At 73.9% G+C, this 24507-nt stretch carries 19 protein-coding genes; 13 read left to right on the top strand and 6 right to left on the bottom strand.

Features of this window, described 5'->3' with window-relative positions:
- The first annotated feature begins 34 nt into the window (after positions 1-34).
- The 3 genes from fxsT (ACH4F6_RS20815) to ACH4F6_RS20805 all read left to right on the top strand — a co-directional run bounded on the left by fxsT (ACH4F6_RS20815) (position 35) and on the right by ACH4F6_RS20805 (position 7013).
- Positions 35-3025: an FxSxx-COOH system tetratricopeptide repeat protein gene (fxsT, locus tag ACH4F6_RS20815; RefSeq protein ID WP_397961730.1), complete on the top strand. Its 2991-nt coding sequence runs from the start codon at positions 35-37 to the stop codon at positions 3023-3025.
- Between the two features lie 134 nt (positions 3026-3159).
- On the top strand, positions 3160-6126 hold the full coding sequence (gene fxsT, locus ACH4F6_RS20810; protein ID WP_397961729.1) for an FxSxx-COOH system tetratricopeptide repeat protein: 2967 nt from the start codon (positions 3160-3162) through the stop codon (positions 6124-6126).
- A gap of 488 nt (positions 6127-6614) precedes the next feature.
- A complete protein-coding gene (locus tag ACH4F6_RS20805) occupies positions 6615-7013 on the top strand; it encodes an SseB family protein (protein WP_397961728.1) in 399 nt (132 codons plus the stop codon).
- A gap of 25 nt (positions 7014-7038) precedes the next feature.
- Here ACH4F6_RS20805 and ACH4F6_RS20800 read toward each other — a convergent pair whose 3' ends face one another.
- The gene (locus tag ACH4F6_RS20800) at positions 7039-7428 is read right to left on the bottom strand and encodes a MarR family winged helix-turn-helix transcriptional regulator (RefSeq protein WP_397961727.1); all 390 of its coding nucleotides are present in this window, start codon (positions 7426-7428) and stop codon (positions 7039-7041) included.
- 293 nt (positions 7429-7721) lie between these two features.
- Between ACH4F6_RS20800 and ACH4F6_RS20795 the strand changes: the two genes are divergently transcribed.
- Positions 7722-9062 (top strand): diacylglycerol/lipid kinase family protein, encoded by a 1341-nt coding sequence (locus ACH4F6_RS20795; RefSeq protein ID WP_397961726.1) that lies wholly within the window; start codon positions 7722-7724, stop codon positions 9060-9062.
- A gap of 261 nt (positions 9063-9323) precedes the next feature.
- On the opposite strand, the gene ACH4F6_RS20790 is transcribed toward ACH4F6_RS20795, so the two are convergent.
- The 5 genes from ACH4F6_RS20790 to ACH4F6_RS20770 form a co-directional block, all read right to left on the bottom strand.
- Positions 9324-11051, bottom strand: coding sequence for a SulP family inorganic anion transporter (locus tag ACH4F6_RS20790; RefSeq protein WP_397961725.1), 1728 nt, complete (start codon positions 11049-11051; stop codon positions 9324-9326).
- A 337-nt stretch (positions 11052-11388) separates the two neighbouring features.
- Positions 11389-12423: a LacI family DNA-binding transcriptional regulator gene (locus ACH4F6_RS20785; protein WP_397961724.1), complete on the bottom strand. Its 1035-nt coding sequence runs from the start codon at positions 12421-12423 to the stop codon at positions 11389-11391.
- The gene (locus tag ACH4F6_RS20780; RefSeq protein ID WP_397961723.1) at positions 12420-13325 is read right to left on the bottom strand and encodes a carbohydrate ABC transporter permease; all 906 of its coding nucleotides are present in this window, start codon (positions 13323-13325) and stop codon (positions 12420-12422) included. The genes ACH4F6_RS20785 and ACH4F6_RS20780 overlap by 4 nt, the downstream gene beginning before the upstream one ends.
- Positions 13322-14245, bottom strand: coding sequence for a carbohydrate ABC transporter permease (locus tag ACH4F6_RS20775; RefSeq protein WP_397961722.1), 924 nt, complete (start codon positions 14243-14245; stop codon positions 13322-13324). The genes ACH4F6_RS20780 and ACH4F6_RS20775 overlap by 4 nt, the downstream gene beginning before the upstream one ends.
- Entirely contained in the window at positions 14242-15570 is a 1329-nt protein-coding gene (locus ACH4F6_RS20770; RefSeq protein WP_397961721.1) for an ABC transporter substrate-binding protein, read from the bottom strand. The genes ACH4F6_RS20775 and ACH4F6_RS20770 overlap by 4 nt, the downstream gene beginning before the upstream one ends.
- Positions 15571-15752: 182 nt before the next feature.
- Here ACH4F6_RS20770 and ACH4F6_RS20765 point away from each other — a divergent pair, with 182 nt between their 5' ends.
- The 9 genes from ACH4F6_RS20765 (at position 15753) to ACH4F6_RS20725 (ending at position 24395) form a co-directional block, all read left to right on the top strand.
- Positions 15753-17774: a beta-galactosidase gene (locus ACH4F6_RS20765; RefSeq protein WP_397961720.1), complete on the top strand. Its 2022-nt coding sequence runs from the start codon at positions 15753-15755 to the stop codon at positions 17772-17774.
- Positions 17775-17913: 139 nt separating this feature from the next.
- A complete protein-coding gene (locus tag ACH4F6_RS20760; RefSeq protein ID WP_397961719.1) occupies positions 17914-19482 on the top strand; it encodes an arabinogalactan endo-beta-1,4-galactanase in 1569 nt (522 codons plus the stop codon).
- Between the two features lie 225 nt (positions 19483-19707).
- Positions 19708-20019 carry an ArsR family transcriptional regulator gene (locus tag ACH4F6_RS20755; RefSeq protein ID WP_397961718.1) on the top strand — a complete coding sequence of 104 codons (312 nt, stop codon included), beginning with the start codon at positions 19708-19710 and terminating at the stop codon, positions 20017-20019.
- 99 nt (positions 20020-20118) lie between these two features.
- On the top strand, positions 20119-21081 hold the full coding sequence (locus tag ACH4F6_RS20750) for an SMP-30/gluconolactonase/LRE family protein (protein ID WP_397961717.1): 963 nt from the start codon (positions 20119-20121) through the stop codon (positions 21079-21081).
- Positions 21082-21158: 77 nt separating this feature from the next.
- Complete coding sequence (crcB, locus tag ACH4F6_RS20745) at positions 21159-21593, top strand: fluoride efflux transporter CrcB (protein WP_397961716.1); 435 nt, start codon at positions 21159-21161, stop codon at positions 21591-21593.
- A complete protein-coding gene (locus ACH4F6_RS20740; protein WP_397961715.1) occupies positions 21590-22018 on the top strand; it encodes a DUF190 domain-containing protein in 429 nt (142 codons plus the stop codon). The genes crcB (ACH4F6_RS20745) and ACH4F6_RS20740 overlap by 4 nt, the downstream gene beginning before the upstream one ends.
- Complete coding sequence (crcB, locus tag ACH4F6_RS20735; RefSeq protein ID WP_397961714.1) at positions 22015-22380, top strand: fluoride efflux transporter CrcB; 366 nt, start codon at positions 22015-22017, stop codon at positions 22378-22380. Before ACH4F6_RS20740 ends, crcB (ACH4F6_RS20735) begins: the two co-directional genes overlap by 4 nt.
- 181 nt (positions 22381-22561) lie before the next feature.
- Positions 22562-23293 (top strand): FadR/GntR family transcriptional regulator, encoded by a 732-nt coding sequence (locus ACH4F6_RS20730; protein WP_397961713.1) that lies wholly within the window; start codon positions 22562-22564, stop codon positions 23291-23293.
- A 79-nt stretch (positions 23294-23372) separates the two neighbouring features.
- On the top strand, positions 23373-24395 hold the full coding sequence (locus tag ACH4F6_RS20725; RefSeq protein WP_397961845.1) for an asparaginase: 1023 nt from the start codon (positions 23373-23375) through the stop codon (positions 24393-24395).
- Positions 24396-24507 lie beyond the last annotated feature (112 nt).

Here is a 24507-nt window from a genome sequence, read left to right as displayed (position 1 = left end):
GCCCACCGACCCGCAAGGGCAGGAGACCAGCCGTATGGGAAACCTCAGCCAGCCGAGCGGCGAGCACGTCACCATCAGCTACGCCGGCTTCAACCGGCCGTGGGCGTCCTGGATCGCCCACCAGCTGCGGGCCCGCGGCCTGAAGGCGACGCCGGTGCGCTGGGACCCCCGCGTGGACGTGCCGTTCGAGTCCGAGTTCGGCGGTCTGCTCGCCGCCGAGGGCCGCATCCTGCTGGTGCTGGACAACTGGTACTTCAAGCTGGGGCCCATCCCGGAGGAGGACTGGCAGCGCGTCCTGACCGACCTGGTGCCGCCGCACGCCGGCCGCCTGGCCGCGGTCACCGTCGCCACCCAGGAGGTGCCCGGCTCCGTCGACCTGCTCAGCCCCGTCGACCTGCACGACCTGGACGAGCACGAGGCCGTGCGACGGCTGCTGCGCAGACTCTCCCTCGACCCGGCGCGGCCCGCCGTACCGCTGCCCACGGACGCCCCGCGGTTCCCGAACGAGCCGCCCGAGGTCCTCGACATCCCGCGCCGCAACCGGCGCTTCACCGGCCGGGACGCCGAGCTGGAACGCATCCACGGCCTGCTGACCGCGACCGGAGCCCAGGGCGAGGCCGCCACCACCCGGCTGGTGCTGTACGGCGGCACCGGCACCGGCAAGACGCAGATCGCCGCCGAGTACGCCCACCGCTTCGGCAACGACTACGACGTGGTCTGGTGGATCGACGCCACCCACCGCGCCAACGCCCGGGAACGCCTCGCCGCACTGGCCCCCCGCCTCGGCCTGCCCGTGGGCGAGCGCATCGGCGAGCGGATCCGGGCCGTGCAGGAGGCCCTGCGCTCCGACGCGCGCAGCCACCGCCGGCTGCTGATCTTCGACGGCGCCGACGACGCGCTCCAGCTGGCCGACCTGCTCCCGGACGACGGCCACGGCCACGTGCTGCTCACCTCGACCACCCGGGACTGGTCGGCCGTCCCCGGCATCCGGGAGATCGGCATCCGGTCGTTCTCCCGCGTGGAGAGCGTCGCCTTCGTCCGCCGCCGGGCGCCCCGGGTCACCCCCGGCGAGGCGGACGCCCTGGCCTCCGCCGTCCAGGACCTCCCCCTGCTGCTCGCGCAGACCGCCGCCTGGCTCGACGCCAACGACCTGCCGGTGGCGGAGTACATCCGGCAGCTGCACGACACCCCGCGGTCCGCGCGCATCCAGACCGAGGCGACCTACCCGAAGGGCTTCCAGACCGCCTGGTCGATCACCCTCGGCACGCTGCGCGAGCGGGACCCCAAGGCGGCGATGCTGCTGAACCTGCTGGCGTTCTTCTCACCCAACGAGATCCCCGTCCGCCTGCTCACCGAGGTCCACTACAAGGACCTCCACGACGACCTGGACGAACTCGTCCGCGACCCGCGCGCCTGGCACCTGGCCCTGCGCCGGCTGTCGGAGTACACCGCCGTACGCCTCGACTACCAGCAGGAACTGGCGGACAACCCGGAGGTCGAGCAGGTCCTCATGCACCGGCTCTACCACCGGTTCCTGCGCGAGCAACTCCCGGCCGACGAGGCGAAGCTGTACGCCGAGATGGCCTGCCAGGTGCTGATCAGCGCCGATCCGCGGCGGCCGGCCGACACCCGCGACTGGGCCCGCTACGCCCGGCTCATCCCGCACCTGGAGTTCGCCGGGGCCTTCGAGTCCAACCGGCCGGCCGTACAGGAACTGGTGCTCAACTGCGTCGAGTACCTGCGGGTGCGCGGCGAGTCCCGCAGCGGTCTGAAGCTCTGCGACGAGGTGCTCGCGCACTGGCAGCGACGCCTGGACCCCTCCCACGGCGCCCTGCTGTCCCTCTCCCACAAACGCGGCAACATCCTGCGCCAGGCCGGGCGTTACCACGAGGCCGAACAGCTGGGCCGGACCGTGGTGCGCCGGCTCGCCACCGACAAGCCGGCCGACCACCCCGACCTGCTGCGCGCCAAGGACGGCCTCGGCAGCACCCTGCTGGCGCTCGGTCAGTTCACCCAGGCCCGGGACCTGTTCACGGAGGCGGCGGCGCGCTTCGCCGAGCAGTTCGGCACCGAGGCCCCGCAGACCCTGGCCGCCCGGCACAACCTGGGCCTGGCGCTGATGCTCCTCGGCCGCTACTCCGAAGCCCGGGAGATCCACCGCGAGGTCCTCCAGATCCGCCAGCGCCGGCTGCGCTCCCGGCACATCCTCACCCTGCACTCCGGAGCGGTCTACGCACGCCTGATACGCCTGCTGGGGGACTACCCGGAGGCCACCTCGCGCCTGGAGCAGATCGTCCGCACCCTGCGCCAGATCTCCGACGAACGCCACCCGCAGTCCATCAGCGCCGACCACCAGCTCGGCCTGTGCCGCCGCCGGGCGGGCGCGTACGACGAGGCCAGGGACCGGCTGTCCTCCGCCGCCTTCCGCGCCGCGCAGGTGCTCGGCCCCCAGCACCCCGAGACGCTCGTCGCGGAGGCCGACTACGCGACCTTCCTGCGGGAGCACGGCGAGCTGGGCACGGCCCTGAAGTACGCCGAGTCCGTCGCCGAACGGTACGCGCGCCTGCTGGGCCGCGACCACCCGTACAGCATCGGCACCCGGGCCAACGTGGGCCTGGCCCTGGCGCACGCCGGCGACCGCGACGCGGCGCTGGACCACGCCGGGTCGGCGCACCGGGAGATGACCGCCGCGGTGGGCCGCGACCACCCCTGGACCCTGGGCTGCGCCCTGAACCTGAGCGCCGCGCGCAGCCGCGTCGACGACGTCGAAGGCGCCCACGGACTCAGCCACGACACCCTCATGCGCGCGGGCCGGGCCCTCGGGGCCCGGCACCCGCTCACCCTGTCGGCGAAGACGGCCCTCGCCGACGACCTGCGCGCCCTCGGGCGGGTCGGCCAGGCGGCGGGCTTCGAGGAGGACGCCGTACGGCGGCTCAGCGACACGCTCGGGCCCGAGCACCCGCACACCCGGGACGCACAGCGCCGGGTGCGGCCCTACTGGGACTTCGAACCGCAGCCGCTCTGAGCACGAGGCCGCCGCGAAGACCGCGGCGGAGCAGCCCGCATGCGCAACTATCTGGTGAAACCGGGGATTTGGCGCACAATGGGATCCGGGCACCGTCCGGTTCCGGAACGTCGCGATCCCCCAGGAGCCTGCTCATGAGCACAGGGCTGCCGTCGGCCCACCCCGGTCCCGTCTCCCTCGTCTACGCCGGCGTGAGCAACGGCTGGGCCCGGTGGATCTCCTGGGCGCTGACCCAGGAGGGCTGCGCCGTCCACGAGCTGCGCTGGTCGCCGTTGAGCCGGCTGCCGGAGGTCGGGGAGCTCCACGACTTCTTCAGCCGGCCCGGACGCGTCCTGCTGGTCCTCGACGACTGGTACCTGCGCTTCGACACCGGACGCAACCGGGAGTGGGCGCAGGTGCTGCACCAGGTGATGCCCGGACTGCGCGACCGGGTCGGGGCCGTCACCGTGACCACCCGCGCGCTGCCCGACGAGGCGGTGAGCCTCGGCGCGGTGACCCTGCGCGGAGTGGGCCCCGAGGAGGCCCGGCGCCGGGTGCTCGGCATGGTCGGCCTGGTCCCGCGCCGCCCCTACACCCGCCCGGGCGAGGGCCCCCGCTACCCCGAGGACCCGCCCGACGTGACCAACGCCCCGCGCCGCAACCCCCGCTTCACCGGCCGCGAGGACCTCCTGGACGAGGTGCACGAGGTCCTGACCTCGGGCGACGGCCAGGGCCGCCGGGTGCTGCTGCACGGCCCGCCCGGCGTCGGCAAGAGCCAGACCGCCACCGAGTACGCACGGCGGTTCGCCGGTGAGCACGACCTCATCTGGTGGGTGCCCTCCGCCACGCAGGCCGCCGCCCGCGAGGGCTTCGCGGCGCTGGCCCGGCTGGTCGGACTGGGCGAGGGCGACCAGCTCACGGGCCAGATCGAGGCGCTGCAGCGGGCGTTCGCGAGCGACGAGGGACGCTGGCTGGTGATCTTCGACGGGGCCGAGGACGTCGACGACATCGCCCCGCTGCTGCCCGAGGGCCGCGGCCAGGTCGTCATCACCGCGCAGACCGACGAGTGGACCCGGTACGGCGCCGTGGCCCGCGAACTCCCGCCCTTCGCACGGGAGGAGAGCGTCGCCTTCGCCTGCCGCCGGGCCCCGCAGATGAGCGAGCGGCAGGCCGGGGAACTCGCGGACGCCCTGGAGAACCTCCCGCTCCTCATCGACCAGAGCGCCGCCTGGATCGACGCCAACCCCGCCGCCGACATCACGCAGTACCTCAAGGCGCTGAAGAGGGGCGGCCCGCACGGCACGGGCCCGGCCCCGGAGGTACCGCCCGCCCACCGGCTGGTGTGGGCGCGGACCCTGCGCTCCCTGGAGGAGCGCTCACCCGCGGTGCACGCCCTGCTGTTGCTGCTGACGTTCTTCTCGCCCGACATGCTCCCGGTGCGGCTGCTGCGCTCGGCCCGCCCCAGCGGCCTGCCGCCGCACCTCGCCGGGCTGGTCACCGAACCCGGCGCCTGGGACGCGGCCCTGCTCACCATCTCCGAGCTGACGTCCATGCGGGTGGAGTACGACACGGACCCCCGGCAGGACTTCGTCAGCATCGTCTCGCTGCGGATGCACCGCAGCTTCCGCCGCTTCGTCCGCGCCGGTCTCACCCCCGAGACCGAGCGCCTCTACGCGGCGACCGCCGCCCGCGTCCTGGTCGACTCCGACCCCGGCGAGCCGGGCAACCCGGCGCACTGGCAGCGCTACGCCGAACTCCTGCCGCACCTCGACCCCTCGGGCGCGGCGGAGTCCGAGGACGGGGACGTGCGCCGGCTCCTGCTGAACTGCATCGAGTACCTGCGGGTGCGCGGCGAGTACCAGGACGGCCTGCAGGCGACCCGCCGCGTCCTGCGGTGCTGGCGGCGCACCTCGGGGGCGACCGAGCGCAGCGCCCTGATCGCCGCCGACCAGGAGGCCCGGATGCTCCGCGGCCTCGGCCGGTACGAGGAGGCGGAGGAGGCCGGCCGCGCCATGCTCACCCTCCTCGACTCCACCGGACTCACCGGCACCGAACTGCTGCGCGCCAAGGACGGACTCGGCGGCACCCTCATGGCCCGCGGCCGCTACGACGAGGCCCGCGCCCTCTACGAGGAGGCGGCGCGCAGCGCGGCCGAGCGCGGCGAGCGCTACGTGCCGCAGACCCTGCAGTTCCGCACCAACCTGGCCCTGGCCCTGGGCCTGCAGGGCCACTACGCGGAGTCCTGCGCCCTGCACCGCGAGGTCTACGACCGCCGGGTCGCGCTGCTCGGCTCGCGGGAGCGCCGCACCCTCCAGTCGGGCACGTACACCGCCCGGATGCTGCGGCTGCTGGGCAGGCTGCGCGAGGCCCGCAGCCTCCAGGAGTACAACGCGCACCTGCTGCGCCGCACCCTCGACGAGGACCACCGCCAGACGCTGCTGGCCGAGCACAACCTCGCCCTGTGCCTGCGCCGCGACGGCGACCTGGAGGCCGCCCGCGCACTGATGCGGGAGGGGCGCCGCCGGCTGATCCTGCTGTCCGGCGCCGACCACCCCGACGTCCTGCTGGTCTCCCTGGACTACGCGATGCTGCTGCGGGCCCTGGGCCGGCGGGACCGGGCGAGGGAACTGGTCGAGACGACCGCCGCGGCGTACGCGCACACCCTGGGGGAGCTGCACCCGTACGCGATCGGCGCGCGCAACAACTGCGCGATCCTGCTCCTGGACGACGGAGAGGCCGAGGCGGCGCGGGACCTGGCCGACCGGTCGATGCGGGAACTGGAGGCGGCGGTCGGCCGCGGCCATGTGTGGGCGCTGGGCTGCGCGATGAACTGTGCCTCGGCGACGGCGGTCGCGGGCGACCCGCAGGGGGCGGCGGACCTGGGCAGGGACGCGCTGGACCGGGCGGTCGCCGCGGTGGGCGCGGGCCACGTGCTGGCCGTCAACCTGGAGGCGGGGCTCGCCCAGGACCTGCGCCGGCTGGGCCGGACCGGGGAGGCGGACGAGCGGGAGCGCAGGGCTTTGGCGGCCCTGTCCGGCAGCCACGGCCAGGACCACCACCAGACCCACTACATGCGCTCCGGCGCCCGCCCCTACTGGGACTTCGAACCGCAGCCGATCTGACCCGCGCCCCGTCCCGGCCGCCGGCCGGGGCCGGCCGGGACGGGGCTGTCTCCGGACGGCGCCACGGCGCGGCTCTCTCCCGCAGGGCCGTCAGCCACCGGTACGCGCCCGCCCGTCGAGGGCGAGGCGCCGACGGGCGTCCGTCGGGCCGACGGACGGGTCCGCCGCCGAGACCGCCGGAACGCGCGGCCGAGCCCTTCCTCGCGGACCGCGTCCGAGCGGCACCGTCCGGTGCGGCCCGGTCCTGGCGTACCCGTCCAGCGCGTCCTCGTGCTGCGGCACCCGCGCGGGCGCGGACGACGACTCCCACGCCACGGCCCCGCGCCCCACGGCCCCGTACGTCCTCCCGCGGGGTGACCGGTCCGTGGCCGGCGATCCGCCGCCGGCACGGTTGAGCTTCCGTGAGCCCGGGTACGCGTGGCCGGACCGTGCCCGGACGGATCCCGTCCGGTCCGGACCGTCCGACCACCGCTACCTGGGGAGCTGCCATGGAGACGCCGGCCCACGACGCCAATACCACCCCCGCCGCGCAGGCGCTGGACGCGCTGGCCCACGACACCGGGGACTCGGCGGCGCTGGACACGCTCGCGCACTCCGACGTGCTCGTGCCCGTGCCCGACGACGCCACCGACGAGGACGTCACCAACCCCAGCACGCTGGCGCTGCCCGTGCTGGAGCAGCCCGGCGGCACGCCGGTGGTGCCCGTCTTCACCTCCGAGCCGGAGATGACCGACCTGCTGCCGGGCGTCTCGCGCTACCGCCTGGTGCCGCTCGGCGCCCTCGCCCACCAGTGGCCGGAAGGCGAGCTGTCGCTCTCCATCGACGCGGCAGGCGCCCACCCGCTGACGCTCACCTCGGAGGGGGTGCGCACCCTGCTGGCCCGGTGAACCGCTCCTGCGGCTGACGCGCGGCTCAGCCGCGCAGCATCCGCTCCAGCACCTCGCGCTGGAGCGGCCGCACCTCGCTGTGCAGCGCGCGGCCCTTGTCGGTGAGGGCGACCCACACCCCGCGCCGGTCCTCGGCGCACACGGAGCGCTCCACCAGGCCGTCCTTCTCCAGCCGGCCGATGAGCCGGGACAGCGCGCTCTGGCTGAGGTGCACCCGTTCCACGAGGTTCTGCACCCGGCAGTGTTCGCCCTCCCGGGGCGCCTCGGCGGCGAGGAGGTCGAGCACCTCGAAGTCGCTCGCGCCCAGGCCGTGCGGATGCAGTGCGCGGTCGATCTCGCACATCGTGCGCGCGTGCACGGACAGGATGTCCCGCCACCGCTCCTCGAGGCCCGCCCCGTCCGTCTTCGCTGCCATACCCGCACGGTAACACCGACGGCGCCGTTCGTTTACCGTGCAACTAGTGCAAGCGCACGCAGGTGTACACAGGTGCACGCGGATGTCGCACGGCGCGCACGTCGTCGGCGGACGGGCCGTGGCGGGCCCCGTGCCCCGCCCCCTGGAGCGGTCGTCCTCCGGGAAGCGGGGGCGCCGGTGGCGACATGCCGCGAGGGGCGACCGCTCGTAGCCTGAAGTGGACGTCCGGGTCCGTCGGCGTCCACGGGCGGTCGGTTCGTCCCGTGCCTCCGGCCGAACGGGGAGGTTGTCCCATGAGCGGGCGCTGGACGGCGCGACTGGCTCTGGCGGCGGCCGCGGCGGCCGTCCTGGTGCTGCTGGTCACCGCCGGATTCGCGAGCATCGTGCTCGTGGCGGTGGGGGCGGCCGGTCTGGCGCTCACGGCGGCCGGCGTCTGGTGGACGCTCACCCACGCGGGCTGGGTCAGGCCGGCGGCCGGGCTGCTGGCGGTGGCCGCGCCGGTCACCGTCCTGGTCCTCTACAGCCTCGCCGGACTGCTGTGGGTCGTCCTGGTCTCGCTGGCCCTGTGGGCGCTGGCCGTCTCCGCCGGCCGGGCCGCCCTGGCCGACGGCTCCGCACCCGGTATGCCGGAGCGCTCCGTGGGACGGGCCGCACGGCCCTTCCTGATCATGAACCCGCGCTCCGGGGGCGGCAAGGTGGGGAAGTTCCACCTCGCCGAGCGGGCCCGGGCCCTGGGGGCCGAGGTGGTCGTCCTGGACCCGGCCCACCGGCAGGACGTGGCCGAGCTGGCGCGCCGCGCCGTCCGGGACGGAGCCGACCTCCTCGGTGTCGCGGGCGGCGACGGCACACAGGCGCTGGTCGCCGGGGTGGCCGCCGAGCACGACGTGCCGTTCGTGGTGATCAGCGCCGGCACGCGCAACCACTTCGCCATGGACCTGGGCCTGGACCGGCAGGACCCCTCGACGTGTCTGGACGCGCTGACGGACGGTGTCGAGCTCCGTGTCGACCTCGGCCGGCTCCAGGCCGGGAAACCGGTCCCGGGGGACGAGGGGCGGGTCTTCGTCAACAACGCCTCGTTCGGCGTGTACGCGGCGGTGGTGCAGAGTCCCGCCTACCGCGACGACAAGGCCCGCACCACACTGGAGATGCTCCCCGGTCTGCTCACCCACCACAGCGGCGCGCGGCTGCACGTCCGTGCCGGTCCGCACACGCTGCACAGTCCCCAGGCCGTGCTGGTGAGCAACAATCCCTACCACCGGGGCGACTCGGCGGGCCTGGGCCGCCGGGACCGGCTCGACTCCGGCGAGCTGGGGGTCCTGGGCATCGAGGTGGACAGCGCCGCGGAGGCGACGGACCTGCTGCTGCGAGGGAAGCAGGGGCACGGACTGACCGCGGCCACCGCCGCGGAGGTCGTCGTCGACGCCGACGTCCCCGTCATCCCGGTCGGCGTCGACGGGGAGGCCCTGCTGCTGCCCACGCCGGTGCGCTGCCGCCTGGTGCCGGGGGCCCTGCGGGTGCGCGTGCCGCGGCACCGGCCCGGCGTCCCCCCGGCGCACCCGCCGGTGGACTGGCGCGGAGTACGGCGCCTGGCGCTGACGATGGGCCGGGCCGCGGCCGGCCGCGACACCGCCTGACCGGCGCTCGGAAGGCACCACGACAGGACACCGCGGAACGAGCGGGCGGGCGCCCCCAGGCGCGCCTGCCACACGCGCGCCTGCCACACGCGCGCCTCCGGCACGTGTGTCTGCCGCACGCGTGCCTCCGACACGCGCACCCCCGGCACGTGTGTCTGCCGCACGCGCGCCTCCGGCACGTGCCCCTGCCGCACGCGTGCCTCCCGCCCGCACGCCCCAGGCACCCGCACCTGTCGCAGCGCACCTCGCTCGGCGAGGGGCTCACTCGTCGGGAGCGGAGGGCGGGGCCGCTCCGTCGGCTCCGGGGACGCCGGACCACCCGGTGGGCGGGGGCGTCCACTCCGCTCCGGTGCGTTCACGGTAGGCGGCCACGGCGGCCTCCACGGTGGGGAAGAAGTGGCGCGGATCGATGGTGCGGGTGAGCCCGTACCGCTCGATCTTGCGCCGCACGGGGTCCTTGAGCTCGGCGAAGACCAGGTGGACGTGTTCGGCGTTCAGGGCCTGGTCGAGTTCCTGCAGCATGTCGGCGGCGGTGGTGTCCACGTCGGTCATCGGCTCGGCCGCGACGACGATCCACCGCGGGCGCGGTTCGCCGCTCGCCAGGCGCCGGACCGCGTCGCGGAAGGTCCGGGCGTTGGCGAAGAAGAGCGGGGCGTCGAACCGGTACATCACCAGACCGGGCAGGTGGTCGGCCCGCGGGTAGGAGCGCACGTCGTGGAACCCCTCCAGCCCGCTCACCCGTCCCAGCACCGTGCCGTACGGCCACCAGGCGCGCCGGAACACGTTGAGCACGGACAGGGCCACGGCGATCGCGATGCCCGCCAGGACGCCGAGCAGGGCCACGCCGACGAAGGCGGCGAGCGACAGCAGGAACTCCGTCCGGCGCTGCCGCCACAGCCGTACGCTCCCCGGCACGTCGGCCAGGGAGAGGGAGGCGGTGATGACGACGGCGGCGAGGGCGGGCTGGGGGAGGTCGCGGAACAGGCCCGGCGCCAGCACCAGCACGAGGAGGATCAGCGCGGCCCCCACGACCCCCGTGAGCTGGCTCTTCGCGCCGGCGCGCTCCGCCACCGCGGTACGGGAGCCGCTCGTGCTGACCGGGAAGCCCTGGAACAGTCCGGCCGCCAGGTTCGCGACGCCGACGCCCGCCATCTCCTGGTTGCCGCGCACCTCGTGACCCGTGCGGGCCGCGAAGGCCGAGGCGTTGGAGATCGTGTCCGCCAGGGAGACCAGCGCGATGCCCAGCGCACCGCCGAACAGCGGGGCCAGGTCGGAGAGCCGGACGTCGGGGATCGTGAACGGGGGGAAGCCCTGCGGCAGTTCGCCGACCAGGTCGACGCCGTGCTCGCCCAGGTCGAAGGCCGTGGCCGCGGCGATCGCCAGGACGACCATGACGAGCACCGCCGGAACCCCGGGCAGCAGCCGCTGCAGCACCAGGATCAGCACGATCCCGCCGCAGCCCACCGCGGCGGCGGCCGGCACCACCGACCCCCCGGCGAGTCCCCGGACGAGGCCGGCGCACTCGCCGAGCAGGCCGTCCGCGTCGACCTCGAACCCGAGGAGCTCGGGCAGCCGGCCGACCAGGATGGTCAGGGCCAGGCCGTTCATGTAGCCGATCATCGTCGGTCTGGAGATCAGGTCGGCGATGAAGCCCAGCTTCGCCGCCGAGCCCACGATCATGATCGCCGCCACCATGACCGCCAGGACCGAGGCCAGCGCGACGGCCCGGTCGGGATCGCCGTCCGCCGCCACCAGGGGCAGCACGGTGGCGGCGATCATCGGGCCCAGCGAGGAGTCCGGGCCCAGCACCAGGATCCGCGACGGCCCGCACACGGCGTAGCCGAGCAGACACAGGACGCTCGTGTACAGGCCGGTGATGGCGGGCAGCCCCGCCAGCTCGGCGTAGGCCATGCCCTGCGGCACCAGCAGCGTGGTCAGGACGACCCCGGCCACCAGGTCCTTGACCAGCCACTCGCGCCGGTAGGACACCAGGGCGCGGACCCCGGGGACGGCCCGGATCCCCGGGCGGATCCTCCGGCCCGGCGGGCCCGGGGCGCGCCCGTTCACCCGGCGCCCCCCGGCCGGCGGGCGGCGCGGGCCGGGCCGGCGGGGTGTTCGCCCACGCGTCGGACTCGCGGGGAGGGCGGCGCGGCGGCGGTCCGGCCGCCGGAGGGTGGAGGCGTGCGGTCGCCGGCGGTCACGGCCGTGCCGTTCCGCAACGGTCCGCGCCGGGCCGTTGCGGCCCCTTGCGTACGCATGCTCGACCGTACCGTACGCGCTCCCGCCCGGGCCGTCCCGGAGGGACGGCGCACCGGCCGGCGGGCCGTCACGTCGACTCGCGCCGCACCAGTTCCGTCGGCAGGATCACCGCGGCCGGGTCCTCGCCGCCTATCTGCGCGAGCAGCACCCGGACCATCTCGTTGCTGATGCGGTCCCAGGGCTGGCGGATGGTGGTGAGGGGCGGGCTGGCGGCGGTGGCCGCGGGGGAGTCGTCGAAGCCGCCCACCGCGACGTCCTCGGGGACGCGGCGGCCCGCCCGCCGGAGCGCCGCCAGGACGCCCTGGGCCATCAGGTCGGACGCGACGAACACCGCGTCCAGGTCCGGCGCCCGCGCCAGCAGCCGCTCGGCGCCCGCCTCTCCGCTGGCCCGGCTGTAGTCGCCGGAGACGACCAGCCGTTCGTCGTGCTCGACCCCCGCCTCGGCGAGCACCTCCCGGTAGCCGGCGAGCCGTTCCACCCCGCCCGGGGTGTCCGGCGGGCCGGTGACGACGCCGATCCGGCGGCGGCCGCGCTCCAGCAGGTGGCGCACCATGTCCCGGGCGCCGTCCCGGTCGTCGGCGGCCACGTAGCTCACCTTCGAACCGATCCCGATCGGCTTGCCGCACGCCACCAGCGGCACGCCCGCCTCGCGCAGCTCCTGGGCGATCGGGTCCCCGGAGTGGCTGGAGACCAGCAGCACCCCGTCCACGTGCCCCGCGGTGATGTACCGCGTGATGCGCCGGCGCTCGTCCTCGGTGCCGGCCAGCATCAGCAGCAGCGGGATGTCGTGCGCGGCCAGCGCCTGGGTGCAGCCCCGCAGCAGCACGTTGAAGTTGGGGTCCTCGAAGAACCGCTCCTGCGGCTCCGTCAGCAGGAAGCCGACGGAGTCGGAACGGCCCGTGATCAGGGAGCGGGCGTGCCGGTTCACGACGTAACCCGTCTTGCGGATGGCGGCGTTGACCGCCTCCTGGGCGGTGGGGCTGACGTAGTGGCCGCCGTTGAGCACGCGCGAGACGGTGCCCCGGGAGACACCCGCCTCACGCGCCACGTCGTGGATCGTCGGCGGTTTGCGCCGGCCCCCCGCACCATTGTTCATGGTCATGACTTTACGGCTCCGGACAGCAGGTCCAGGCTCCAGAAGCGCTGAATGACGAGGAACAGCGCGACCAGCGGGATCACCGCGAGGAACGCGCCGGTGATCACCAACGTGTACAGGGCCGGCTGGTTGGAGCCCTGCTCCAGCAACGTGAACAGACCGAGCGTGATCGGGAACCTCTCGTCGTCGCTGAGCATGATGTACGGCAGCAGGAAGTTGTTCCACACGGCCACGAACTGGAACAGGAACACCGTCACCAGTCCGGGGACCATCATCGGCAGCGCGATCCGGGTGAAGATCCGCCACTCGCCCGCCCCGTCCATCCGGCCGGCCTCCACCACGTCGCCCGGCACGGCCGCGGCCGCGTAGATGCGCGAGAGGTAGACACCGTACGGGGAGAGGATCTGCGGCAGCAGCACGGACCAGTAGGAGTCCGTGAGGTCGGCCTGCGCCAGCAGCAGGTACTGCGGGACGGCGAGGATGATCGGCGGCATCAGCACGCCCGCGAGCAGGACGTTGAACAGGGTCTCGCGGCCGCGGAAGCGGTAGGTCGCCAGCGCGTAGCCGCTGACCGCGGACACGCACGTCGACAGCAGGGCGCCGACGCCGGCGTAGAGGGCCGAGTTGCCCATCCACTTCCAGTAGACGCCGTCGCGGTAGGCGTTGAGGTCGCCGATGTTGTCGGCGAAACCGGTGCCCGGCAGGAACGTGAACGTCGAGAACAGCTCGCGTCCGGACTTGGTGGACGCGATCACCACCCACGCCACGGGCAGCAGGCAGTACAGCGCGCCCAGCAGCAGGGTGATCGTCGGGACGAGCGAGATCCGGCCGCGCAGCGGCGGGCGGCCCCGGTCGGCGCCCGTGGCGCCGGCCGCCGAAGGGGCCTTGCGGACGGCAAGAGAACTCATCGGGCTGCCTCCTGCTGGTGGCGACGGTTCGCGGCCCGCAGGAACCCGAAGGAGAGCAGCAGCGTGGCGAGCGCGATGATCACGGCCTGGGCGGCCGCCGCGTAGATGTCACCCGTGCCGAAGGCGTCCCGGTACACCTTCATCAGCGGACTCCACGTCGTGGACACGGAGTTGGTGAGCGGTTTCAGGGTGGTCGGCTCGTTGAACACCTGCAGCGTCGCGATGATCGAGAAGAAGAAGGTCAGCACCAGCGAGGGCGCCACCATCGGGATCTTGATCCGCAGGGCGATCTGCAGCGGGGTCGCGCCGTCCAGCCTGGCCGCCTCGTAGACCTCGGCCGGGATCGCCTGCAGCGAGGTGTAGATGACGATCATGTTGAAGCCGGTGCCGCCCCAGACGGCGATGTTGGACAGGGCGAGGTACAGCGGGCCGCCGTCCAGCAGGTCCGGCTGCGGCAGGCCCAGCTCGTCGAGCACGAAGTAGAAGGGGCTGACGTCCGGCAGGTACAGGAAGCCCCACAGCAGCGCGGCCACCACGCCGGGGACGGCGTACGGCAGGAAGATGGCGAGCCGGGTGAACGGGGCGAGCCGCACCTTCTCGGAGTCGAGCATCAGGGCGAACAGCAGGGCGAGGCCCAGCATCACCGGGACGACGATGCAGCCGTAGCCCAGCACGCGCAGCGCGCCGTCCAGCAGCTCGCTGTCGGTGAGGGCGGCCGTGTAGTTCTCCAGGCCGGCCCAGACCTCCTCGCGGGCGCCGGCGCCCAGGCCGAGCCCGGAGACCTTCACCTTGTGGAAGCTGAGCCAGACCGCGTAGCCGATGGGCAGCGCGAAGAACAGGGCGAAGAGGACCGTCGCCGGGACGAGGAAGGCGTACGGGGCCCCCTTGACCCCGTACGGCTTCCGGCGTGCGCTGGTCACTCGGCGACCTCGAAGCCCTGCTTCTTCATGTCGGCGACCGTGGCGGCCTGCATCGTGTCCAGGGCCGCGGTGAAGTCCGACTTGTTCTTCGCGGCGGCGCCGAAGGCGTCCTTGAAGGTCGTGTAGGCGACGTTCACGTTCGGGCCCCAGGCCGAGGGCGCCGTCGTCTTCGCGATCTCGGCGGCCGTGGTGTAGAAGTCCGCCTGGTGGGAGAAGTAGGCCGGCGGGGTGGTGAAGGCGCCGCTGAGCTGGGCGGAGGTGGAGGCCGGGTAGATGCCGCCCTCCTTGGCCAGCGCGTTGAGGGCGTCGCCGTCGGTGTTCAGCCAGGCGGCGAACTCGGCGGCGGCCTCCTTGTGCCGGGAGTCGGTGGTGACGGCGGTGGAGGAGCCGCCCCAGCTGCCGGTGACGTTCTCGCTCTGCGACCACTGGGGGAGCGGGGCCATGGCCCACTTGCCCGCGGTGTCCGGCGCGGCGGTGGTCAGGGTGCCCGGCGCCCACACGGCGGAGACCCAGGCGATCTGCTTGCCGGTGTTGAGCGCCTTGTTCCAGGCCGGGGTGTACATCGGCTGGTTGTCGATGGCGCCCTCCTCGACCAGGCCGCCCCAGAAGTCGGCGACCTTCTTGGTGGCCGCGTCGTTGATGCCGACCTTCCACTTGTCGCCGGAGGTGGTCCACCACCGGGCGCCGGCCTGCTGGGCGAGGCCCGCGAAGAGACCGGAGTCGTTGGCGGAGAAGGTGGTGAGGTCCAGGTCCGGGGCCTTCTTCTTGAGCGTGCGGGCGGTCTCGGCGAACTGCTCCCAGGTCACCGGGACCGTCAGGCCGTACTTCTTGAAGAGGTCCTCGCGGTAGTAGAACATCATCGGGCCGATGTCCTGCGGCACCGCGTAGACGGCGTCCGTGCCCAGCGTCGTCTGCTGCCAGACGCCGTCGGCGAACTTGCTCTTCGCGTCGCCGACGTCGCCGGCTATGTCCGCCAGCGCGTCGTTGCTGACCAGCGTCGGCAGCGCCTGGTACTCGGCCTGGACCAGGTCGGGCGCCTTGCCGGCCTTGTGGGCGGTGAGGATCTTGGTGACCAGCGTGTCGCCGGACGCCTGCTTCTTCACCGTGACGGTGATCTGCTCCTTCTTCCCCGGCCCCTTGTTCCACAGGTCGACGACCTTGTCCATGCCGGGCGCCCAGGTCCAGTACGTCAGCGAGACCGGACCCGACCGGGCCTCGCCGTCGTCGTCGGACGAGCCGCAGGCGGCGAGGGCGGTGCTGCCGAGCGTGACGGCGACGGCGGCGGCTGTGACCTTGGAGAGTCGACGGCGCTTCGCGTTGGGCATGGATTTCTCCCCTGACCTGGGTTCTCGCCCGCTGCGAGAACCTGCCATGCTTCTGTGAGCGTTCACAGTAGAGAAACATCCCGGACACTTGTCAATGGTTGTTGCTGTGCGGTTATGTTGGGCTCGCACCCCCGATGTTGTGTGTGCACGTTCCCAAATGATCGACCACACGGGAGACACCCATGCCGGACACCACCCCCAGGGGCCTCACCAGGCTCGCCTTCGGTGGGGACTACAACCCGGAGCAGTGGCCGGAGAGCGTCTGGCAGGAGGACGTCCGGCTGATGCGGGAGGCCGGCGTCACCATGGTGAGCGTCGGGATCTTCTCCTGGGCCCTCCTGGAACCGGCGCCCGGCGCGTACGACTTCGGCTGGCTCGACCGGGTCATCGACCTGCTGCACGAGAACGGCATCCGCGTCGACCTCGGCACCCCCACCGTGTGCCCGCCCGTCTGGTTCTACCGCGAGCACCCCGAGGCGCTGCCCGTCACCCCCGACGGCGTGCGCTACGAGTTCGGCTCCCGCGCCGCGATCTGCCACAGCAACGCCGACTACCGCGCGGCGGCGGCCGGCATCACCACACGGCTCGCCGAGCGCTACGGCGACCACCCGGCCCTGGCGATGTGGCACGTGCACAACGAGTACGGCGTCCCCGTCTCCGCCTGCTACTGCGACTCCTGCGCCGCCCACTTCCGCCGCTGGCTGGAGACCACCTACGGCACGGTCGACGCGGTCAACGCGGCCTGGGGCACCGCCTTCTGGGGCCAGCGCTACGCGAGCCTCGACGACGTCAACCCGCCGCGCACCAGCCCCACCGTGGGCAACCCGGGCCAGGCGCTCGACTACAAGCGGTTCGCCGACGCCACCATGCGCGAGAACTTCGTGAGGGAGCGGGACATCCTGCACCGCCTCGCGCCCGGCGTCCCGGTGACCACCAACTTCATGACGGCCCTCAGCCAGTGCGACTCCGTCGACTACTGGGCCTGGGGCCGCGAGGTCGACATCGTCACCAACGACCACTACCTGATCACCGACGGCCGCCGCACCCACGTCAACCTGGCGATGGCCGCCGACCTCACCCGCTCCGTGGCCGGCGGCGCGCCCTGGATCCTCCTGGAGCACTCCACCTCGGGCGTCAACTGGCAGCCCCGCAACCCCGCCAAGGCCCCCGGCCAGATGGCCCGCAACTCCCTCGCGCACGTCGCCCGCGGCTCCGAGGGCGCCATGTTCTTCCAGTGGCGGCAGTCCCGGCGCGGCGCCGAGAAGTTCCACTCGGCGATGGTCCCGCACGGTGGCACCGACACCCGGGTGTGGCGCGAGGTCGTCGAGCTGGGCGCCGCCCTGGACTCCCTCGCCGCCGTCCGCGGCACCCGCACCGAGGCCGACGTGGCCGTGCTCTGGGACTGGCACTCCTGGTGGGCGCAGAACCTCGCCTGGCGCCCCAGCGAGGACGCCGACCCGCGCGAGCGCGCCGACGCCTTCTACGAGGCCCTCTACGACCGCCACCTCACCGTCGACTTCGCCCACCCCGAGGCCGACCTGTCGACGTACCCGCTGGTCGTGGTGCCCGCCCTGTACCTGATGACCCGGGCGGCCGGGAACAACCTCCGGGAGTACGTGGAGAACGGCGGCACCCTCGTCGTGTCCTTCTTCTCCGGCATCGTCGACGAGCACGACGCCGTCCACGAGGGCGCCTACCCGGGCGCGCTGCGCGACGTCCTGGGCCTGACCGTCGAGGAGTTCTCGCCGCTGCTGCCGGGCGGGAGCGTGCGGCTCACCGGCCCGGACGGGACCGAGCTGAACGGCGACGTGTGGACGGAGTTCGTCGTGCCGCGCGGCGCCGAGACCGTGTGGACGTACGCCGACGGCCTCACCGCCGGCCACCCGGCCGTCACCCGCCACCGCCTCGGCGAGGGCACCGCCTGGTACGTCTCCACCCGCCTCGGCCACGAGGGCCTGGACGCCCTGCTCGGCCGGGCCGCCGAGGACGCGCGCCTGGCCCCGCGCGCCGGCCTGCCCCGGGACGTGGAGGTGGTGCGCCGCTCCGGCGAGACCGGCGACCACCTCTTCGTGATCAACCACACCGCCACCGACGCCAAGGTGCCGCTGGAGGGGCCCGGCACCGAGCTGCTGACGGGCGAACGCGCCGCCGGCCGCCTCGCGGTCCCGGCGGGTGCCGTCCGGGTCGTCCGACTCGACGGCTGAGCCGACTCCCCCTCCGCCCGTGGAGCCGCGAGCCGCGGGCGGAGGGGGCCCCTCACCCCGTGAGGGAACCGCACCCGGGTCCCTCGCTCCCCGTGAGGGCACCCCCATCCCCATCACGTCGAAGGGACGACGGACGACGATGTTCCATCCCAGACGCACCCTCAGAGCCCTGCTGGTCCCGCTCGCCGCGGGACTCGCCCTCACCGCCCTGCCCGCGCAGAGCGCCCGGGCGGCCGCCACGCTCACCAACGGCGGCTTCGAGTCCGACGGCACCGGCACCGCGACGCCGGCCGGCTGGTCCACCTACTCGGCGGCCGGCCAGAACTCCGCCTCCTTCACCGAGGCCGGCGGCCACGGCGGCAGCCTCCGCCTGACCCACTGGTCGTCCTCCGCCTACAAGGTCGAGACCTACCAGTACCTCTCCGGACTCACCAACGGCACCTACAAGCTCACCGCCTGGGTGCGCTCCGGCGGCGGCCAGAACTCCGCGTACATCGCGCTGAAGAACTGCGGCGGCGCCGAACAGCGCACCGACATCCCGGTGTCCGCGAGCGGCTGGATCAGGATCGTCACCTCCGTCGCGGTGACGAACAACCAGTGCACCGTCAGCGTCAACTCCGACGCGGGCGCCGGAAACTGGATCAACGTCGACGACCTGACCTTCACCCCGGGCTCGACGGGCCTGTCCGTCAAGGGCTCCGACGTGTCGTCGCTCGTCAAGAGCGAGGCCAAGGGCGGCGTCTACAAGAACGCCTCCGGCACCACGCAGGACGCGCTCGCCGTCCTCAAGAACGCGGGGCAGAACTACGCGCGCCTGAAGGTCTGGGTGAACCCCGCCGACGGCTACAACAACAAGACCCGCGTGCTGGCGGCGGCCAAGCGCGTCAAGGCGCAGGGCATGAAGCTGCTGGTCGACTTCCACTACTCGGACATCTGGGCCGACCCGGGCGCGCAGAGCGTGCCCTCCGCCTGGGCCGGACACTCCTACAGCCGGCTGAAGACGGACGTCTACACCCACACCTACGACGTCCTCGACGCCCTCGAGGCGCAGGGCACCACCGCCGACATGGTCCAGGTCGGCAACGAGATCAACGGCGGGATGCTGTGGCCGGCCGGCTCCACCGACAACTGGTCGCAGCTCGCGGGACTGCTCAACTCCGGCTACGCCGCGGTCAAGGCGGTCAACTCCGGTACGACCGTGGCGCTGCACCTCGCCAAGGGCGGTGACCTGTCCGGCACCCGCTGGTGGTTCGACAACGCCGTGGCCAACGGCGTGAAGTTCGACGCCATCGGCCTGTCGTACTACGGGTACTGGCACGGCACCCTCGCCGACTTCCAGACCACCCTCGACGACGCCGCCTCCCGCTACGCCAAGCCGGTCTTCGTCGCCGAGACGGCGTACCCCTTCCGGCTGGACAGCGAGGACGCGCACGAGAACATCATCGACCTCCCGGGCGAGCTGGTGTCCGGCTACCCGGCCACGGTCGCCGGCCAGACCCGGTGGATGAAGGACGTGGCGAGCATCGTCGAAGCCGTCCCGAACGGCCGCGGCCTCGGCGTCTTCTACTGGGAGTCCACCTGGACCGCCGTCACCGGCAACGGCTGGGACCCCACCGACGCCTCCTCGGGCAACGGCTGGGAGAACCAGGCCCTGTTCGGCTACGACGACCGGGCGCTCTCCTCGATGGCGTGGTTCGGCCACCGCTGACCCGACGGCACGGACCGGCCACCGCCGCACCGTGACCCCGTGACGGGGGCCCGGCCGCCTCCCCGCGGCCGGGCCCCCGCCCCTGTTCCGACAGCGGTGCCGAACTCGCCCGTACGGCAGGGGAGTTGCGATCCTGCCAACGGCGACCGAGCGCGGGACACGGCGGCCCCGGCTGCGCGAGAGTGGAACGGCGCGCCGAAGAGGAGGCCGGACGGAGGGACGACGATGCTGAGGGCTCCCGCCAGTGAGCGGCGGCTGGACATCCTGGAGTGGCTGAAGGAACCGGCCCGGCACTTCCCGCCGCAGCGCCACGGCGACCTCGCCGAGGACGGCGTCACCGCGGACGCCGTCGCGGCGAAGCTGGGCGTGCGCCGCGCGGTCGCGGACGCCCACCTGTCCCTCCTCGCCCGCCTCGGCCTGCTGCGCACCAGGCGGATCCGCCGCCGCACCTACTACCGGCGCGACGAGACGCGGATCGCCGAGGTGGCCCGGATGTTCGAGAAAGGGTGGTGGGAGGGGCGCCCGGGGGCCTGGTGACGCGCTGCGGAAACCTACGGCAAAGGATCACCGGCGGCCCGCACGGCCGGTCCGCCCGCCTGGCACGATGGCCGCTTCCGACAGGAAGGGCAGCACTTCATGGACCGACCCGCGGCTCTCGTCCCCCTCCGGTACGTCACCCTTCCCGACCGTGGACCCGAAGACGTCGTCGCCGACCCCCGAGGCCGTGTCCTGACCGGAGTGTCGGACGGACGGATCCTGCGCGTCGACGGCCTGGACGACCCGCCGACGGCCCGCGTCGAGCGGGTCGGCGAGATCGGCGGACGCCCGCTCGGCCTCGAACTCCTCCCGGACGGCGACCTGCTGGTGTGCGACGCCGACGGAGCGCTGCTGCGGCTCGACCCCGACGACGGCCGCGTCCGGGTGCTGGCCGAGTCGGCGGCGGGGGAGCGGCTGCGGTTCTGCAGCAACGTCGTCGCCCTGGACGACGGGACCGTCTACTTCACCGTCTCCAGCCGCGTCCACCCGCTGCGGGACTGGAGGGGGGACATCGTCGAGCACACCGGCACCGGACGCCTGCTGCGCCTCGCGCCCGGCGACCGGGAACCCGAAGTCGTCCTGGAAGGGCTCCGGTTCGCCAACGGGCTCGCGCCGAGCGCCGACGGGTCCTTCCTGATCGTCGCCGAGACCGGCGCCCGCCGCCTCACCCGCTTCCGGCTCACCGGACCCCACGCGGGGCGGGCCGAGCCGTTCGTCGAGAACCTGCCGGGCTTCCCGGACAACCTGTGGCGCGGCGCCCCCGACGGCCCCGTCTGGATCGCGCTCGCCGGACCCCGCGTCCCCCCGCTCGACCTCCTGCACCGCGCCGCCCCCGCCGTCCGCCGCCGCGCCGCCCGGCTCGCCCTGCGCGCCCCCTACCGTCCCCCGGGCGCCGTCGGGGTGCTCGCGGTCGACGACGAGGGCCGCGTCGTGCACCACCTCACCCGCCGCCGCTCCGGCTTCCGCATGGTCACCAGCGTCTGCGAGGCCCGCGGCCGGCTGGTCCTGGGCAGCCTGTGGGAGCGGGGCATCGCGGTCTGCGAGGCGCCCGGCACCGAATGATCCGGAGTTACCCTGTTGACCGGCCGTGATCACCGCCACCGCGCGGTCACGGGGGTCCAGGCAGGAAGACGCACGACATGACAGTCCCGCAGGCCAGGAGGCGACCCGGTGGCACGGGCCGGCTCCAGGAGGTGGCCGTGGTCGCCCTCGGCGGCGGCCTCGGCGCCGTCGCCCGCTACGCGGCCCTGCAGTGGTGGCCCGCGCGGGCCGGCGGTTTCCCGTGGACGACGTTCTGGGTGAACGTCGTCGGCTGCGCGGCCATCGGGCTGTTCCTGGTGCTGATCACCGAGGCGCTCACCGTCCACCGCCTCGTGCGCCCCTTCTTCGGCACCGGCGTCCTCGGCGGCTTCACCACCTTCTCGACGTACGCCGTCGACCTCCAGGGCCTGCTCGAGGCCGGCCACCCGCGCACGGCCCTGGCCTATCTCGCCGCGACCGTGCTCGCGGCGCTCACGGCGGTGTGGCTCGCGGCCACCGCGACCCGCCGCGTCCTGATCCGGAGGCATCGATGACGAGACCCACCGGCAACGCCCTGCGTCTGACCGTCCTCGTCGGCGAGAACGACACCTGGCACCACAGACCCCTCGCCACGGAGATCGTCCACCGTGCCCACGCGGCCGGTCTCGCCGGCGCCAGCGTCTTCCGCGGCGTCGAGGGCTTCGGCGCCTCCTCCCTGATCCACACCTCCCGGCTGCTCTCCCTCAGCGAGGACCTCCCCGTCGCCGTCGTGATCGTCGACACCGAGGAGCGCGTGCGGGCCTTCCTGCCCCAGCTCGACGAACTCGTCACCGACGGGCTCGTGACCCTCGACGCGTGCGAGGTGGTCCTGCCCCGGTCCCTCCTGCGCCCGGGCGAAGGCGGTCCCGCCGCCGGCCGCGCCGCGCACCGGGGCGGACCGGACGCGCAAGGTGAGAAGAAGGGTGAGAAGTCGTCGTGAACTGGCTGGTGGTCGTCGCCGGCGGCATGATCGGCGCCCCGCTGCGCTATCTCACCGACCGCGCGGTGCAGTCCCGGCACGACTCGCTCTTCCCCTGGGGCACCTTCGTGGTCAACGTGACCGGCTGCCTCGTCCTCGGCACCCTGACCGGGGCCGCCTCCGTCGCCCCCGACCTGCGGCTGTTCCTGGGGACCGGTCTGTGCGGGGCCCTGACCACGTACTCCACGTTCTCCTACGAGACCCTGCGGCTCGCCGAGACCGGTGCGGGACCGTACGCCCTCGCCAACGTCGCCGGGAGCGTGGTGGCCGGGCTCGGGGCGGCGTTCGCCGGCGTGTCCCTCGGCCAGGCCGTGTGGCCGTAGACGCGCCCGCTCCGCACCCGCGCCCGGCAGGACCGGGCCCCGCCCCGCGGCCCACCCGCAGAACTGTGCCGGAGGGCTGACCGGCGGCCGGGCGGAGCGGCCCGTCTCCGTCCCGTCGCCGGTCGCGCGCTTCCCGCCGCCGCCTTGACACCGCCCGCACGCCTGTCCGACCATCTCTTCCGTGCACCTGTCAGACAGCCAGACAGGTGGCCGGGCCCCGCGTCGCGTCAGCGCGCTGGAGGCGGTCCTGGGCCACCTCCGCGGCGCCATCGAGCGCGGCGAGTACGCCATCGGCGACAAGCTCCCCTCCGAGGCGGAGCTCTGCCGCACGCTCGAGGTGTCCCGGCCCGTCCTGCGGGAGGCCCTGCGCGCCCTGCAGACCATGGGCCTCACGGTCGCCAGGACCGGCAGGGGCACCTTCGTGATCGCGCACACCGTCGAGGACCCCACCTTCGGCGACTACGCGGCCGGCGACCTGCTGGAGGTGCGCCGCCACGTCGAGATCCCGGTCGCCGGCTACGCCGCCCGGCGCCGCACCCCGGAGAACCTCGACCACCTGACCCGTCTGCTCGACCGCATGGAACGGGAGACGGACACCACCGCGTGGGTCGCGATGGACACCCTCTTCCACCTGGCCGTCGCCGAGGCCGCCCAGAACCCGGTCTTCCGCCGGGTCATCGAGGAGATCCGCGACGCCCTGGCGCGTCAGTCCGCCTTCCTCAACGAACTGGGCGGACGCCGCGAGCAGTCCGACCGGGAGCACCGCGCCATCCTCGAGGCACTGACCGACGGATCCGAACACGACGCCGTGGAGGCCATGCGCCACCACCTCGACCGCGTCGAGACGGCCCTCACCGACATCGTGCGCCCGCCGCGCACGGACCTCCCCACGGAAGACGGACCCGGGACGTGAGCGAACAGCACGCCCCGGCCGGAGCCGGCGCACGAACCCGGCGCCGGTCCACGACAACCCACCAGTGATGCAGGCAGCGATGTACAGCAGTCCCCGTGCCCCCGCCGACGCCCCCGCGATCCGCGAACCCCTCCATGCCCCCGTCGCCCACCTCGTCCGCGGCGGGATGATCGAGGGCGTCCACCACGGCTCCGTCGTCGTGCTCGGCGCGGGGGGCGAGGCCGGCTTCCGGCTCGGTGACGTCGAGGCGGCCTTCTACCCGCGCTCGGCGCTCAAGCCCGTCCAGGCCGTCGCCATGGTGCGGGCCGGGCTCCCGCTCGACGGCGAGCTGCTCTCGCTCGCCGCCGCCAGCCACTCCGGCGAGGAACGCCACCTCGCCGGGACCCGGCGGATCCTCGAGCTGGCCGGTGTCACGGAGGACGACCTGCGGAACGTGCCGGACATGCCGTACGACCCGGTCGTCCGCGACGCGTGGGTCCGGGAGGGGCGCCCGCCCTCCCGTCTCGCGCAGAACTGCTCCGGCAAGCACGCGGCCATGCTGTACACCTGCGAGCTCAACGGCTGGTCCCTCGACGGCTACCTCCGCCCGGAGCACCCGCTCCAGCAGGCGATCGCCGGGACCGTCGAGGACCTCACCGGACAGCGGATCGCACGGGTCACCGTCGACGGGTGCGGCGCCCCGCTCTTCGCGGTCTCCCTGCACGGGCTCGCCCGGGCCGCCGCCCGCATCACCACCGCCGCGCCCGGCACGCCCGAGGCGCGGGTCGCGGACGCGATGCGCGACCACGCCGAGACGGCCTCCGGCTCCCGCCGGGACGTGGCCGCGCTGATGCGGGCGGTGCCCGGACTGCTCGCCAAGGACGGCTTCGAGGGCGTCGAGGTCGCCGCGCTGCCCGACGGCCGCGCGGTCGCCGTGAAGATCGCCGACGGCGCCGACCGGGCCCGCGTCCCGGTCACCGCGGCCGCCCTCGTCCTCGCCGGCGTCGACCCCGCCCTCCTCACCGCGTTCGCCGGCGAGCCCCTGCTCGGCGGCGGCGAACCGGTCGGCTCGGTCCGCCCGGCGAAGGCCCTCGACCCGGCCCTCGTGCCGGCCGGCGCGTAGGGCTCCGCGGGAGCGGCCGTGTCCGGGCCGTGGCGGCCGGCCGCGCCCGGACGAACGCGGCAACTCGGTGGCGGGCGCCGCGGCCCTGGACCGGTTCACGACGACGGGACCG

Source organism: Streptomyces sp. NPDC017936 (assembly GCF_044328485.1).
Lineage (GTDB): Bacteria > Actinomycetota > Actinomycetes > Streptomycetales > Streptomycetaceae > Streptomyces.
Note: the sequence above shows the minus strand (reverse complement) of the source record. Positions and strands in the feature narration are given on the sequence as shown.